Raw genomic sequence first — 14796 nt, 5'->3', positions numbered from 1 at the left:
GATGAGCCAGTTGATTCGTGTGCAAGACCTGCGTGTGGTTGCCGAGGGCGACCATGGCGAGCTGGAGATCGTCAAAGGCGTCAGCTTCTCGCTGGAAAAAGGTGAAGTGCTGGCACTGATCGGCGAGTCGGGCTCCGGCAAGACCACCATCGCGCTGGCCCTGCTCGGTTACGCCCGACGCGGTTGCAAGCTGGCTGGCGGGGTGGTTCAAGTGGGCGAGCACGACATGCTCAGCCTGCCCGAAAGCCAATTGCAGGGCCTGCGTGGCAACCGCGTTTCCTACATTGCACAAAGCGCCGCAGCCGCCTTCAACCCGGCGAAAAAGCTGATCGATCAGGTGATCGAAGGTGCGCTGATTCATGGTCTGGGCAGCCGCGCGGAACTGGAAGCCAAGGCTGTCGAGCTATTCCGCGACCTGGCCCTGCCCAATCCGGAAAGCATCGGCCGGCGTTACCCGCATCAGGTCTCGGGTGGCCAGTTGCAGCGCGTCATGGCGGCCATGGCGCTGATCAGTGATCCGTTGCTGGTGATCCTCGACGAGCCGACCACCGCACTGGACGTCACCACGCAGATCGACGTGCTGCGTGCATTCAAGCGAGTCGTCCGCGACCGGGGTGCCACGGCAGTCTATGTCTCCCACGACCTTGCGGTGGTGGCGCAGATGGCTGATCAGATCGTAGTGCTCAATGGCGGGCGGATTATCGAGCAGAGCAGCACTGAAGCGCTGCTCAAAGGCCCGGAAGACGCCTACACCCGCAGCCTGCTGGCAGCGGCGCGGCCCGACAAAGTGCTGAAACCGGCCAGCGAAGTGGTCAAGGACAGCACGCTGTTGACCATCAAGGGCCTGACGGCGGGCTATGGCAAAAAGAACCTGCAAGGCATGCCGATGATTCGCGTGCTGGAAGACATCGACCTGACCATTCGCCGTGGTCAGGCCATTGGCGTGATCGGCGAGTCCGGTTCGGGCAAGTCGACCCTGGCCCGTGTGGTCGCCGGTCTTCTGGACCCGGCGCACGGCAGCCTGACATTCGACGGTGCCGAATTGTCCGGTACCCTCGCGGGACGCACCGAAGAGCAATTTCGGCGCATCCAGATGGTGTTCCAGAACGCCGACACCGCGCTCAACCCGATGCACAGCATCAGCGCAATTCTGGCGCGCCCGCTGAAGATGTATTTCGACCTGAAGGGCAAGGCCCTGCGCGATCGCATTGACGAACTGATGGACCTGGTGCGCCTGCCCCCTGAACTGGCAGAGCGGCGCCCCAACGAACTGTCGGGTGGCCAGAAACAACGTGTCAACCTGGCCCGCGCGCTGGCGGCCAAGCCGGACCTGATCCTCTGTGATGAAGTGACCTCGGCGCTGGATACCGTGGTGGGCGCGTGCATCCTTGAACTGCTTGGCGAACTGCGCCGCAAGCTGGGTGTTTCCTACCTGTTCATCAGCCATGACATTTCCACCGTCCGCGCGCTGTGCGACGACATAGTGGTGATGTACAGCGGCCACAAGGTCGAAGAGGGCAGCCGCGAAGCGTTCAGCCGTGTGCCATTCCATCCGTACACCGACCTGCTGGTGCACTCAGTGCCAGAACTGCGTCAGGGCTGGCTGGAAACCTGTGGTGTGACCAGCGGCAAGCTGCCACCCATCAGCGCCCCGGCCAACAACCCCGAGCTGTGCACCTTTCTCAACCGTTGCCCGGCCCGTGTCGAAGGCCTGTGCAACAAGACTGCCCCGAGCCGTCGCATGATCGCAGGCGGCAGCGAAATCCTCTGCCATCGCGACAGCGACGAGCTGCAGGCCGTGCAAGAAAACCTTAATCCTGTGACCGTGGGAGCCTACGCATGAGTGGCCGTTTTGTGAGACTGGGCGAACGTGATCGCCCGGTTGTGAGCCTGATGGTCGATGGCGCGCCCATAGAAGCATTGCAGGGCGACACCTTGATGGTGGCGTTGCTGACCCGCAAAGCCACGCTGCGCCAGTCCGAGTTCGACTCCGGACGTCGTGCCGGGTTTTGCCTGATGGGCGCCTGTCAGGATTGCTGGGTCTGGACCCGCAACGGCGAGCGCCTGCGCGCCTGCTCCAACGAAGTCCGCGACGGACTCGATATCGTCACCACCCAACCGGAGGCGAAATGGCCACTTCTTCACGGTTAGACGTTCAGAACCCTGCCAGCCCGAGAGTCGTCATCATTGGCGCTGGCCCAGCGGGCACCCGTTGCGCCGAAACCTTGCTGGCGGCGGGCATCAAGCCGATTCTGATCGACGAAAACCGGCGCGACGGCGGGCAGATCTATCGCCGTCAGCCAGAAGGCTTTAAGCGCGATTATTCAGCGTTGTATGGCACCGAAGCCGCCAAGGCGCGTGACCTGCACGAAAGCTTTGATCGCCTGCGCGCGCAAATCGACTATCGCCCCGACACGCTGGCCTGGAACCTCACGCACGGCGAGCTGTGCTGTGCCAGCCAGGGCGTGCATACCGTGGTGGAATACGACGCACTGATCCTGTGTGCCGGTGCCACCGACCGGCTGATGCCGATCAAGGGCTGGCAACTGGCGGGCACCTACAGCCTGGGCGGCTCGCAGATCGCGCTCAAGTCGCAGTCGGTGTCCATCGGCAGTCGCGTGGTGTTCATGGGCAGCGGACCGTTGCTTTACCTGGTCGCCAGCCAGTACGTCAAAGCCGGTGCCGATGTGGCTGCTGTGCTCGACACTTCGCCGTTCAGCAAGCGCATCGGCGCGATGCCCAAATTGCTCGCGCGCCCAGGCTTGCTGTTCAACGGCATGAAGCTGCTGGCCCAGTTGTACAGCGCCAAAGTGCCGGTGCACCTGGGCGTGCAGCCTGAGGAAATCATCGGCAGCGAGCAGGACGGTGTGACCGGCGTGCGGGTGAAGCTCGCCAACGGTAACTCGCTGTCCGTCGACTGCGATGCGTTGGCGCTGGGTTATCACCTGCGTCCGGAAACCCAACTCGCTGACCTGGCAGGGTGCCAACTGCGTTTCGACGATGCGTCCGGGCAATGGGTGCTGGCGGTCGACGAAGACGGTCGCACCTCGGTGAACGGCGTTTATGCTGCGGGCGACGGCGCAAAAATTCGCGGTGCCGATGCTGCCGAACAGGCAGGGCGGTTGGCGGCGATGGCGCTGCTGGACGATCTTGGCCGGCCTGTGGATAACTCGCGCCGCGAAGAAGTACGCAAGAATCTGCTGGTCATGGATCGCTTCCGTGTCGGGCTGACCGAAGCGTTTCCCTGGCCTGCTGCCCAGGCAGCTGCGTTGCCCGATGAAGCGATTGTCTGCCGCTGCGAGATGATCAGCGCAGGCGAGTTGCGCGGCGTGGTGCGTGAAAAGGGCGCATGCGAAGTCAACCGCGCCAAGGCATTCAGTCGCGTCGGCATGGGCCGTTGCCAAGGGCGTTATTGCTCTCAGGCCGGTGCCGAAGTAATCGCTGCCCAGGCCGGTGTGCCGGTCGAGCAGGTCGGTCGTCAGCGCGGGCAGGCACCGGTCAAACCGCTGTCGATGCTGGTGGACGAGGTGACCTCATGAAACAACCGAAAGTGGATGTACTGATTGTCGGTGGCGGCTTCATGGGCTCGGCGTCGGCGTTTTTTCTGCGTCAGCGCGGCAAGTCGGTGACGCTGCTGGAGCGCGACGTGATCGGCCAGTACGCCAGCGGCGTCAACTTCGGCAACGTGCGCCGTCAAGGCCGGCACCTTGGTCAGCTGGAACTGGCCAACCGTTCCAGAGCACTGTGGCAGCGGTTGCCGGAGCTGATCGGTGAAGACCTGGAGTTTCTGCCCAGCGGTCACATGCGCGTCTGCTATCGCGAGGATGAAATCGCTGAACTGGAAGCTTATGCCGCGGCTCCGGAAGCCCGTGAGCTGGACCTGAAAATCTACAGCGGCAAGGCACTGCACGAGCGTTTCGGGTTTCTCGGGCCGGACGTAAAGGGCGGCTCCTACGCGCCGCACGATGGCCACGCCAACCCGCGTCTGGCCGCACCGGCTTTCGCTCGTGCAGCGATTCGTGCCGGGGCGCGTATCGAAGAGCGTACCGAAGTGGCGCATGTGGAAAAGGTCGGTCACGAATTTGAAGTCACCACCACTGACGGGCGCATTTTTACTGCCGATCAATTATTGATCACCGCAGGTGCCTGGGGGCAAAAACTCTCCGCGCAGTTTGGCGAGCCCGTACCGCTGGAAACCAATGGCCCGCAGATGGCCGTGACCGAACCGGTGCCTTATGCACTGCCGACAGTGATCGGCGTGTTCACCAAAATCCCTCACGAAGTGATCTACTTCCGGCAGATCGCACGTGGCAACATCGTCATCGGCGGTGGCTTTCGCAGCAAGCCGGACATGATCAACCGCCGCGCCTACGTCGAGCCGCGCAGCATCATCAATCAGGTGCAGCAGATGCGTCGGCTGTTGCCCGGCGTCGGCAACCTGAACATCATCCGCGTGTGGAGCGGCATTGAAGGCTACACGCCGGATTCGCTGCCGGTGATGGGCCGCAGCGGCAAGGTCGACGGGCTGTTCTATGCGTTCGCCTTCTGCGGTCACGGCTTCCAGCTCGGTCCGGGTGTGGGCGACGTGATGGCTGAACTGATCAGCACCGGTACGACCAGCACCTCGATCAGCCCGTTCGACATTCGCCGTTTTGAAATTGTTACTGAACAAGCGAGTAAAGCCTCATGAGCCCCCGCGCCCTGGAAATTCTCAAACGCCTGATCGCCTTCGACACCGTGTCGTCGGAGCCGAACATGGCACTGATCGAATACGTCCGTGAACTGCTGGCCAGCAAGGGTATCGAGTCGTTGATCGTCAAGGACGAGACCGGCAAGAAGGCCAACCTGTTCGCCAGCACCGGCCCGCGTGACGTGCCGGGCGTGCTGCTTTCCGGGCACACCGACGTGGTTCCTGCGGCCGGTCAGGCGTGGACGATGCCGCCGTTTCAGGCCACCCTGCGTGACGGGCGTATCTACGGCCGTGGCACCTGCGACATGAAGGGTTTCATTGCCCTGGCCATCGACGCGATGCTCGATGCCGCGGACATGACCCTGATCCGTCCGCTGCAACTGGCGCTGTCCCACGATGAAGAGATCGGCTGTGTCGGCGTGCGGCGGCTGCTGGATGTGTTGCATCTGGCACCCGTGCGTCCGTTTCTGTGTGTGGTGGGCGAACCGACGCTGATGCAGTTTGCCGTCGGGCACAAGGGCAAGGCGTCCTATCGCACCTTCTGCCGAGGCCAGGAGGCGCATTCGTCGCTGGCACCCAGAGCGGTCAACGCGATTCATCTGGCCAGCGATTTCATCGCCGAACTGCGCAAGAGTCAGAAGCAGATCGAGCAACAAGGCGCGCGTGACGAGGGTTACGACATTCCTTACAGCACCGTGCACATCGGCCGTATCGATGGCGGTAAGGCGCTGAACATTGTGCCCAACCTGTGCACCATGGAATTCGAATACCGCAACCTGCCGGGCGACAATCCCGACGTGCTGCTGGAGCAACTGCGCGAGCGCGCCGAAGTGCTGGTACGCGAAGCGAAACAATTGTCGGGCGTGGCCGCTATCGAAATCGAAGTGATGAACGAATACCCGGCGCTTGAGACACACCCCAGCGTTGAAGCAGTGCGCATGCTGCATGCATTTGCCGAACCGGGCACACAGCACATCAAGGTCTCCTATGGCACTGAAGGCGGCCTGTTCGCCGGGCGGCTCAACGTGCCGGTGGTGGTGTGCGGGCCTGGCTCCATCGAGCAGGCACACAAGCCGGACGAGTTTATCGAGGAGAGCCAGATGAACGCGGGCGAGCGCTTTTTGCAAAGCCTGCTGGGTTCGTTGAAGCAGTAGAGGCTGCCGTCCGAGGGCAAATTTCAGCATCGGACGCTGCCGTTATCCTGCTTTCAGCATCCTGGACTGCGGCGCCTGCCTAGACTGGCAGGTATCCCGAAACAGGACTCGACCATGCTCAAGAATCAGTTGAAAGACCCCAGCCTGCTGGTAGACCGCGCCTACGTCGATGGGCAATGGATCAACGCTGACGATGGTGCAACGCTGACCATCAGCGACCCGGCGACCGGCGAAATGATCGCGCAGGTTCCGGCCCTGAATGGCCCTGAAACCCGTCGCGCCATCGAAGCTGCGAATCGTGCCTGGCCCGCCTGGCGTGCACGTCCCGCTGCCGAGCGCGCGGGCCTGCTGGAGCGCTGGCATCAGGCGATGCTCGACAACGTCGAAGACCTGGCGCTGATCATGACCCTTGAGCAGGGCAAGCCGCTGAACGAATCTCGTGGCGAGATCCGCTACGGTGCCAGCTTCGTCAAATGGTTCGCTGAAGAGGCGCGCCGCTCCTACGGCGAAACCATCCCCGCGCCCAGCGCAGACCGTCGTTTGATGACCCTCAAGCAGCCGGTGGGTGTGTGCGCCGCAATCACCCCGTGGAATTTTCCCAACGCCATGATCACCCGCAAGTGCGCGCCGGCCTTGGCTGCCGGGTGCCCGATCATCGTCAAACCTTCGGACCTTACGCCTTTGTCGGCGCTGGCGCTGGCGGTACTGGCCGAGCGTGTGGGTATTCCTGCCGGTGTGTTCAACGTCATTACCGGCATGCCCGCAGGCATTGGCGAAGAACTGACCGGCAATCCGGTGGTGCGCAAAATTTCCTTTACCGGCTCGACCCCGGTCGGCCGTCTGCTGATGCGCCAGAGCGCCGAACACATCAAGCGTCTGAGCCTTGAACTGGGCGGTAATGCACCCTTCATTGTGTTTGACGACGCGGACCTAGAACAGGCGGTGACGGGCATCATGCTCAGCAAATTCCGCAACGCCGGGCAGACCTGCGTGTGCGCCAACCGGATTCTGGTACAAGACGGCATCTACGACCGTTTTGCTGCACGGCTGGTAGAGGAAGTGAGCAAACTCAAGGTCGGCAACGGCCTGGAAGAGGGCGTGACCATTGGCCCGCTGATCAACCCGGCGGCGGTCAGCAAGGTTACTCGGCACATCGATGATGCACTGAGCCAGGGCGCGAAGTTGCTGCATGGCGGCCGTCCCGATGGCACCAGCCAATTCGTCCAGCCAACGGTATTGGGCGAAACCCATGCGGGCATGTTGCTGGCCAACGAAGAAACCTTCGGGCCTGTTGCGCCACTGATGCGCTTCACCGACGAAGCCGAAGCGCTGGCACTGGCCAACGCCACGCCTTATGGCCTTGGCGCGTACTACTTCACCCAGGACCTGCGTCGCTCATGGCGTTTCGGCGAGGCGCTGGAGTTCGGCATGGTCGGCCTCAACACCGGCATCATCTCCATGGAAGTCGCCCCGTTCGGTGGTGTCAAACAATCCGGCCTTGGCCGCGAGGGCTCCAGCTACGGCCTGGATGAATACCTGGAAGTGAAGGCGTTTCATGTGGGGGGGTTGTAACAGCGCAGTGCGAGGACGCTCCGCGTCACAGACCTGCGCCGCGCTGCTGGCTCAAGATCGGACGCGGAGCGTCCAGAACGGCGTACCGACGCGGAGCGTCGGCACGATAGGTAATCAAGGGCACGATAATCCAACGCATCAGTAACCCTGGCCGCGATCCACCTGCCCCTGCATCGCTTCACCACGCTCAAAGCGGCGAATGTTATCGAGCAGGCCAGGGAAGGCGCTTTCCGGTTGGGTCATGGCCGCGACATGCGGTGTCAGCATGATCTTCGGGTGTTGCCAGAACGGATGATCAGCCGGTGCCGGTTCCTGTTGCAGCACATCCAGCACCGCAGCGCTCAGTTGGCCGCTGTCCAGCGCGTCAAGCAGGTCCGCTTCCACCAGATGCCCGCCACGGCCCATGTTGATCAGCGCGGCACCTTGGGGCAGGCGCTCGAAAAGCTGGCGATTGAGGATGCCTTCGGTTTGCCCGGTCAGCGGCAAGACACACAGCAGAATGTCGCACTGACCAAGAAACACGCCCAGCTGCTCTTCACCCGCATAACACGTCACGCCTTCTACCTGATGCTCGCTGCGCGCCCAGCCCGACAGCTCGAAACCGAATGGTTTGAGGCTCGACAGAATATGCTGCGCCTGCAAGCCCAGTCCCATCACTCCCACGCGACGCTTGTGCGCCGGAACCAGCGGATGCGCCTTCCAGACGCCCTCGACCTGCTGCTGCCGATAACGCAGCATTTCCCGGTGCAGGCTCAGCACCGCAAAAGATGCGTACTGACACATCCCTTGACTGATGCCGGGGTCCAGCAGACGAACCACCGGCAAGGACTCGGGAATACGGCTCAGGTCCAGTTGATCGACGCCCGCAGACAAGGCGAACAGCACCTTCAGGTTGGGCAGCAATTCCTGTAGATCGTCAGGTGCCAGCCAGGCGCCCAAGTAGTGGATATCGGCCGGGTCGCCGATATCCGGCCACACCCGCCATTCAATGTCCGGCGCATGCTCGGCAAACAGGACACGCCAGCGTTCGGCGCGTGCGGGATCGGCTTTGTAGAGCAGGGCGGGCATGGGCATTTCCTGAGTGTGAAAGTGGAGCCCCATCATGCCGCAAGTCGAAAGCAGGATCTGTCGAAACAGCCTTTTGCAGAGCACCGGCATGACTGAAAAGCAGCGTTGCCCGGCAGATTGCGTGGTGCTCGCAAGGCATGAAGGAATCTGCCGTTTGCGAGGCGAAAAACAGTCGATCTGGACATCTGAGAGGGCAAGTTCGGCGTAGATCATTTCGCTGAACGCTTAACCTGAACAGCATCGCAGCCACCCCGCCGGCTGCCAGGCCCACGACAGGTAAAACCATGAACAGCAAAGTCGACGAAACACCTCATCTGCTCCGCCAGCGCGATCAGTTCGTGCCGCGTGGCATTGTCACGGCCCACCCGCTGGTCATCGACCGCGCGCAGGGTTCTGAACTGTGGGACGTCGATGGCAAGCGCTATCTGGATTTTGTCGGCGGTATCGGCGTACTGAACATCGGCCATAACCACCCCAACGTGGTCAAGGCGATACAGGCGCAACTGACCAAGGTTACCCACGCCTGCTTCCAGGTGGCGTCCTATCAGCCCTATGTTGATCTGGCCAAACGCCTGAGCCATCTCATAGCGGGCCAGAGCGGCATCGATCACAAGGCCGTGTTCTTCACCTCAGGTGCCGAAGCGGTCGAAAACGCGGTGAAAATCGCCCGCGCTCACACCAATCGCCCGGCAGTTATCTCGTTCCGCGGCGGTTTTCATGGCCGTACGCTGCTTGGCACTACGCTGACCGGCATGAGCCAGCCGTACAAACAGAATTTCGGCCCGATGGCCCCCGAAGTGTTCCACACCCCGTACCCGAACGAGTATCGCGGTGTGACCCACCGAAGTGGCCCTGGCTGCGCTGCATGAACTGCTGGCAACTCAGGTCGCGCCGGATCGTGTGGCGGCCATTCTGATCGAGCCAGTCCAGGGCGACGGCGGTTTCCTGACCGCGCCGGTCGAATTCCTCAAAGCCCTGCGTGCCCTCACCGAACAGCACGGCATCGTGCTGATCCTCGATGAAATCCAGACCGGGTTTGGTCGTACCGGCAAATGGTTCGGTTTCGAGCATTCGGGTATCCAGCCTGATCTGGTGACGGTTGCCAAGAGCCTCGCGGGCGGCATGCCGCTGTCAGGCGTGGTCGGTCGTGCCGAGATCATGGATGCACCGCTTCCGGGCGGTCTGGGGGGCACTTACGGTGGTAATGCGCTGTCCTGCGCCGCCGCACTGGCGGTGATCGACACATACGAGCAGGACAATCTGCTCGCGCGTGGCGAGCAACTGGGCGAACACTTGCGTGCCGGTCTGCTCAAGCTCAAAGACCGTTACACCTGCATCGGCGACGTGCGCGGCACCGGCTTCATGCTCGCCATGGAACTGGTCAAGAACGACGCCGCACGTAGCCCGGACGCTGATCTCAATCAGAAGATCATTGATCAGGCACGCATTGGCGGCCTGTTGGTGATCAAGTGTGGTGTGTACCGCAACGTGTTGCGTTTCCTCGCACCGCTGGTCACCACAGAGCAGCAGATCGATGAAGCACTGACCATTCTCGATGCCGCCTTGGCACGAGTATTGAAGTCCAGCTGAGCGTAGACGTGGTCGCGGTTGTCGCGAGACGCTGCGACCACCGGCGCTGGGGATCATTGTTGAATGGAGACGTTGCCTGCCATGGGGCTTATTGATTACCGCGCACTGCTGATCGATTGTGATGAGGTTCTGGTGGACCGTGATTCGGGTGTCTGGGCGGCGTTGCAGCCGTTGCTGGAAAACGGTCTGAACACACCGGATAAAGACTCGGTCCTGACCGAATTCAATGATGTTGTGCGCACGCTCTATCCGCGCTTCGACGAACTGGGATTTAGCGGCCTGCTGTGCTTCGCGCACCGGCAACTGGCCGAGCGCCTTGGCATCAAGGCCAGTTGGGAAGAAGGCATGACCTTTGCCCGTTCCGTACCGAACTGGACGCTGTTCGAGGATGCACCCGGCGCGATGCTCTACCTGCGCAAGTTTTATCGGCTGCTGGTGTACGCCGACCGGGACCTGCAGGATCGCGGCATCCTGTGCGAACGCCTGGGCCTTGAACCTGACAGCCTGCTGTCGCTGACCACTCATCCGCTGGACGATCCGGACTGGCTTGCCGGGATGGATCTGGAACCGCGTGAAACGCTTCTTGTGTCTCGCCCGCCTGCCTCGGCGTTAGGCACCGGTGGGCTGTGTCTGATCCGCCGTAGCCGTGAGCAACACTGTCAGCCATGCACTGCCGACCTGTGCATCAACAGCATGGCCGATCTGGTCGCTCAGCATCAGCTGTCTTTACGGCGCTGATTTTGCTAGAAGGTAAGCACCGTGAATGGCAATACAAGAGGTAGGTAATGGAAGGCTTGGTCAAACTGGATCGGATTGATATCAATATCCTGGTAGAACTCCAGAAAGACGGGCGCATGACCAACGTCAGCCTGGCCGACGCCGTCGGGCTTTCCGCAAGCCCTTGCCTGCAGCGCGTCAAACGTCTTGAGTCGGCAGGTTACATTTCCAGTTACAAGGCGCACCTTAATCTGGCAAAAATCACCGAATCGGTCACCGTATTCACGGAAATCTCCCTCAGCGACCACAAGCGTGAAGACTTCGCCAAATTCGAAGCCAACATCCGTCACGTCGACGAAGTGCTGGAGTGCCACCTGATCAGCGGCGGCTACGACTACCTGGTGCGCTTCATGACCCGCAGCATTCAGCACTATCAGGAAGTGATCGAAGAACTGCTGGACAAGAACATTGGCATCTCCAAGTACTTCAGCTACATCGTCATCAAATCCCCGGTCATGAAAGACGGCGTGCCACTGCGCAAACTGTTGCGCCACTGAATCTCTAGCCCGGAGAGGACGCAGAGCATCCAGAACGGCATACCCACGCGGAGCATGGGCACGATAGTGTTCGCCCGGCCACCGCGTGGGCCGCCCGTTCCGCGATCCCCCAGACACTTATCGTTCCGCACGCTCCAGCGTGGGAACGCCCTTCGTGACGCTCTGCGTCACAAATCTGCGTAGCGCCGCTTGCTCAAGCCAGAGAGATCGTCGCGCCTCAACACTGACCGAATAATATATTTCTGAAATTCTGGCATAGGGCCACCATCCAGATGGCACGTTGGCCGGGGTTTTGCTCGTGCATATCCGAAAACCGACGGGCCCCCTGTCGCCATGGATTTCAAAAGGATGTGTTCGATGCCCGTAGCCCCTCGTTTCCTGGACCATTACCGCAAGGCCGACCGGATCATGCTGGGCCTGATCTGGCTATTGTTCCTCTACGCGCTCGGGTTGGCGTTCTGGTTTGATACGTTCACCCAGGCAGTGGTGGTGGGTGGCGGCACCGCGGTGGTGCTGACCGGGCTGTATCGCGCCATCGGCGGCACCCGATTGATGCGCTGCTGTGTGGGTGTAGGCCTGATGGTCATGGCCGCGCTGCATATCAATCAGGCGCACGGGCTGATCGAAATACATTTCGGCATCTTCGTGTTTCTAGCTGTACTGACCTTCTACCGCGACTGGCTGCCGATTCTGGTCGCCGCCGTCACCATCGCCATCCACCATGTCGGCTTCCACGCTCTGCAGCATGCAGGCTTCCCGGTTTACGTCATGCACCACGGCGGCGGTTGGAGCATGGTGATGGTGCATGCGGTGTACGTCGTTGTAGAAAGCGCGATTCTGGTCTATCTGGCCGTGCAGAATCAGGCCGAGGCGGTCGAGAATCAGGACATGCTCGATCGAATGCTGGCCACCACCAACCAGTTTTCGCCCAATAGCCAGGCCAGCGAGCGTTCGGCCAAACGCGTGCCGCTGGCGCAACGTTTCGAGCAGTTTCTGGAGCAGATCACCAGCCTTGTCGACGGCGTGGTGCGCGACACACGCGGGCTCGGCGAGCTGGGTCATGACCTTGCCAAAGCCAGCGGTACGCTGGAAACCGGGGCGCAGCATCAACTCAGCGAGATCGCCCGCATGACCGGCGCGATGCAGCGCATGGGTGATGCCATGAACGATATTTCCAGCCATGTTGCGCAAGCCGTGCAGCGGGCCGGTGACGCCAGCGATCAGGTCGCCCACGGGCGCGACAGTGTCGACCGTGCGCAGAGCGAAATCACCCAGCTTGCCGCACGCATCACGACCACCGATGAAACCGTACAGGCCCTGGCCAACCAGTCAGAACAGATCGGCAAAGTGCTGGACGTGATCGGCAGCATTGCCGAGCAGACCAACCTGCTGGCCCTCAATGCTGCAATCGAAGCCGCCCGCGCCGGTGGGCAGGGCCGAGGCTTTGCGGTGGTGGCGGACGAGGTGCGCAACCTCGCGCAGCGCACAGCGTCGTCGACCAAGGAAATCCAGACCATCATCGAAGACCTGCAAAAGGGCAGCCGTCAGGCCGCTACGGCCATGAACGACAGCCTGCAAGGCGTAGGGCGTTGTGTGGAAAACAGCCAGCGGGCGTCGGAATCCCTGCGTGCAGTCGGCGAAGGTATCGGTCATATCACCCAGCTTAACGGCCTGATTGCCACGACCACTGAACAGCAGTCCACCGCCAGCAAGGAAATCGCCGATCAATTACGTTCGGTGCAGACCATCGCCGAGCACACCGCCGCCAATATCGGTGTGCTGGCGACCAGCAGCCAGAGCCTGTCACCGCTGGCCATTCGCCTGGAAGCGCTTGGCCAGAGCTTTCACGCGTAGCTTTCGGGCTCAGGCAAACACCAGCCCCGAAGAACGCAGCAGTTCCTGAGTGTAGGCCTGCTGCGGCGCGGCGAAGATCTCGCGGGACGGACCTTGTTCGACCACCTTTCCGTCCTTGATCACAATCAGGTCATGCGCCAGTGCATGGACAACCGCCAGGTCATGGCTGATGAACAGGTACGTCAGGCCATGACGGATTTGCAGGTCACGCAGCAGGGCGACGATCTGTTTCTGCACGGTGCGGTCGAGCGCTGACGTAGGCTCGTCGAGCAGGATCAGATCCGGCTCAAGCACCAATGCCCGGGCGATGGAAATGCGCTGGCGTTGCCCACCGGAAAATTCGTGCGGGTAACGATGCCGGGTTGCCGGGTCCAGGCCGACCTCCTGCAACACGCGGATCACCGTCTGCTCACGCTCTTTCGGCGTGCCGATATTGTGCGTCACCAACCCCTCGGCAATGATCTGCTCCACGGTCATGCGCGGGCTGAGACTGCCGAACGGGTCCTGAAACACCACCTGCAACTGACGACGCAACGGGCGCATCAGGTGCTGGCTGTGCAGGCTCAGCTCCTTGGTGCCAAAACGGATGCTGCCCTCTGAGTCGACAAGACGCAAAATCGCCTGGCCCAGAGTCGACTTGCCCGAACCGGACTCGCCGACAATCCCGAGCGTCTTGCCCTTGAGCAGCTCGAAACTCACCCCATCCACCGCCTTCACATACTGCGGCTCGCGCTTGAACCAGGCTTTGCCCAGCGGGAACCAGACTTTCAGGTCCTGCACCGACAACAGCGTGTTGCTGTGCGTGGACGGCACCGGCTCGCCGTCCGGTTCGGCGTTGATCAGCAAGCGACTGTAAGGATGCTGCGGATTATCGAACAGGGCCTGGCAATCGGCCTGTTCGACGATCTCGCCCTCACGCATCACGCAGACCCGCTGGGCGATGCGCCGCACCAGATTGAGGTCGTGGCTGATCAGCAACAACGACATGTTGAGCCGCTGCTGAAGGGACTTGAGCAACTCCAGAATCTTCACCTGCACGGTCACATCCAGTGCGGTGGTCGGTTCGTCGGCGATCAGCAGATCCGGCTCGTTGGCCAGCGCCATGGCGATCATGATGCGCTGCCGCTGCCCACCCGACAGTTGATGCGGATATGCCTTGAGGCGTGACAGCGGGTCACGAATGCCGACCAGTTCCAGCAGCTCCAGGGTGCGACTCAGCGCGGCCTTGCCTTTCAGGCCCTTGTGAGTGACGAGAATTTCGCCGATCTGCTTTTCGACCGTGTGCAGCGGGTTCAGCGAACTCATGGGCTCCTGAAAAATCATCGCCACACGGTTACCACGCAGGCTGCGCAATTGCTTGTCGCTGGCAGTAACCAAGTCGAGCCCGTCATAGCGAATCGAGCCCTGGGTGCTGACGGTTTTGGCCGGCAACAGACGCAGAATCGAATGCGCAGTGACCGACTTGCCAGAGCCGGATTCGCCGACCAGCGCCAGGCACTCGCCACGGCGGATGTCGAGGCTGACGCCATGCACCACTTCGTGGCCGTTGAAGGCGACCCGCAGGTCGCGAATTTCAATCAGGTTGTCTTGCATG

11 protein-coding genes and 1 pseudogene are annotated in these 14796 nt (G+C 61.6%); 10 read left to right on the top strand and 2 right to left on the bottom strand.

What is annotated here, in order from left to right; translation table 11 throughout:
- The first annotated feature begins 1 nt into the window (after position 1).
- The 6 genes from KP808_RS00665 to KP808_RS00640 all read left to right on the top strand — a co-directional run bounded on the left by KP808_RS00665 (position 2) and on the right by KP808_RS00640 (position 7416).
- Positions 2-1843, top strand: a complete 1842-nt coding sequence (locus tag KP808_RS00665) for an ABC transporter ATP-binding protein (protein WP_230017264.1) — start codon at positions 2-4, stop codon at positions 1841-1843.
- A complete protein-coding gene (locus tag KP808_RS00660) occupies positions 1840-2151 on the top strand; it encodes a (2Fe-2S)-binding protein (RefSeq protein WP_002555955.1) in 312 nt (103 codons plus the stop codon). Before KP808_RS00665 ends, KP808_RS00660 begins: the two co-directional genes overlap by 4 nt.
- Positions 2130-3539, top strand: a complete 1410-nt coding sequence (locus tag KP808_RS00655; protein ID WP_058400884.1) for an FAD/NAD(P)-dependent oxidoreductase — start codon at positions 2130-2132, stop codon at positions 3537-3539. Before KP808_RS00660 ends, KP808_RS00655 begins: the two co-directional genes overlap by 22 nt.
- A complete protein-coding gene (locus tag KP808_RS00650; RefSeq protein ID WP_230017263.1) occupies positions 3536-4690 on the top strand; it encodes an NAD(P)/FAD-dependent oxidoreductase in 1155 nt (384 codons plus the stop codon). Before KP808_RS00655 ends, KP808_RS00650 begins: the two co-directional genes overlap by 4 nt.
- Positions 4687-5844, top strand: a complete 1158-nt coding sequence (gene argE, locus KP808_RS00645) for an acetylornithine deacetylase (RefSeq protein WP_230017262.1) — start codon at positions 4687-4689, stop codon at positions 5842-5844. Before KP808_RS00650 ends, argE begins: the two co-directional genes overlap by 4 nt.
- Before the next feature lie 114 nt (positions 5845-5958).
- A complete protein-coding gene (locus KP808_RS00640; RefSeq protein WP_230017261.1) occupies positions 5959-7416 on the top strand; it encodes an NAD-dependent succinate-semialdehyde dehydrogenase in 1458 nt (485 codons plus the stop codon).
- Between the two features lie 138 nt (positions 7417-7554).
- On the opposite strand, the gene KP808_RS00635 is transcribed toward KP808_RS00640, so the two are convergent.
- On the bottom strand, positions 7555-8484 hold the full coding sequence (locus KP808_RS00635) for a 2-hydroxyacid dehydrogenase (protein WP_230017260.1): 930 nt from the start codon (positions 8482-8484) through the stop codon (positions 7555-7557).
- Between the two features lie 284 nt (positions 8485-8768).
- Here KP808_RS00635 and gabT point away from each other — a divergent pair.
- The 4 genes and pseudogenes from gabT (at position 8769) to KP808_RS00615 (ending at position 13202) form a co-directional block, all read left to right on the top strand.
- Positions 8769-10074, top strand: a pseudogene (gene gabT / locus KP808_RS00630) (4-aminobutyrate--2-oxoglutarate transaminase).
- 81 nt (positions 10075-10155) lie between these two features.
- On the top strand, positions 10156-10812 hold the full coding sequence (locus tag KP808_RS00625; RefSeq protein ID WP_058409791.1) for an HAD family hydrolase: 657 nt from the start codon (positions 10156-10158) through the stop codon (positions 10810-10812).
- A 47-nt stretch (positions 10813-10859) separates the two neighbouring features.
- Entirely contained in the window at positions 10860-11348 is a 489-nt protein-coding gene (locus KP808_RS00620) for an Lrp/AsnC family transcriptional regulator (RefSeq protein ID WP_002555947.1), read from the top strand.
- A gap of 357 nt (positions 11349-11705) precedes the next feature.
- Positions 11706-13202: a methyl-accepting chemotaxis protein gene (locus KP808_RS00615; protein ID WP_230017259.1), complete on the top strand. Its 1497-nt coding sequence runs from the start codon at positions 11706-11708 to the stop codon at positions 13200-13202.
- Positions 13203-13211: 9 nt separating this feature from the next.
- Here the strand turns inward: KP808_RS00615 and KP808_RS00610 are convergent, their stop codons facing one another.
- Positions 13212-14795 (bottom strand): ABC transporter ATP-binding protein, encoded by a 1584-nt coding sequence (locus KP808_RS00610; RefSeq protein ID WP_044324527.1) that lies wholly within the window; start codon positions 14793-14795, stop codon positions 13212-13214.
- Position 14796 lies beyond the last annotated feature (1 nt).

The sequence above is a fragment of the Pseudomonas savastanoi genome (assembly GCF_020917325.1).
GTDB lineage: Bacteria > Pseudomonadota > Gammaproteobacteria > Pseudomonadales > Pseudomonadaceae > Aquipseudomonas > Aquipseudomonas amygdali.
The sequence above is the reverse complement of the archived record's forward strand: the minus strand, read 5'-3'. Positions and strand labels throughout refer to the sequence as shown.

What these genes read in the sequence shown, in the direction of transcription:
- KP808_RS00665 (WP_230017264.1), top strand. Translation starts at nt 2, where the DNA reads ATGAGCCAGTTGATTCGTGTGCAAGACCTGCGTGTGGTTGCCGAGGGC.
- KP808_RS00660 (WP_002555955.1), top strand. Translation starts at nt 1,840, where the DNA reads ATGAGTGGCCGTTTTGTGAGACTGGGCGAACGTGATCGCCCGGTTGTG.
- KP808_RS00655 (WP_058400884.1), top strand. Translation starts at nt 2,130, where the DNA reads ATGGCCACTTCTTCACGGTTAGACGTTCAGAACCCTGCCAGCCCGAGA.
- KP808_RS00650 (WP_230017263.1), top strand. Translation starts at nt 3,536, where the DNA reads ATGAAACAACCGAAAGTGGATGTACTGATTGTCGGTGGCGGCTTCATG.
- argE (WP_230017262.1), top strand. Translation starts at nt 4,687, where the DNA reads ATGAGCCCCCGCGCCCTGGAAATTCTCAAACGCCTGATCGCCTTCGAC.
- KP808_RS00640 (WP_230017261.1), top strand. Translation starts at nt 5,959, where the DNA reads ATGCTCAAGAATCAGTTGAAAGACCCCAGCCTGCTGGTAGACCGCGCC.
- KP808_RS00635 (WP_230017260.1), bottom strand. Translation starts at nt 8,484, where the DNA reads ATGCCCGCCCTGCTCTACAAAGCCGATCCCGCACGCGCCGAACGCTGG.
- KP808_RS00625 (WP_058409791.1), top strand. Translation starts at nt 10,156, where the DNA reads ATGGGGCTTATTGATTACCGCGCACTGCTGATCGATTGTGATGAGGTT.
- KP808_RS00620 (WP_002555947.1), top strand. Translation starts at nt 10,860, where the DNA reads ATGGAAGGCTTGGTCAAACTGGATCGGATTGATATCAATATCCTGGTA.
- KP808_RS00615 (WP_230017259.1), top strand. Translation starts at nt 11,706, where the DNA reads ATGCCCGTAGCCCCTCGTTTCCTGGACCATTACCGCAAGGCCGACCGG.
- KP808_RS00610 (WP_044324527.1), bottom strand. Translation starts at nt 14,795, where the DNA reads ATGCAAGACAACCTGATTGAAATTCGCGACCTGCGGGTCGCCTTCAAC.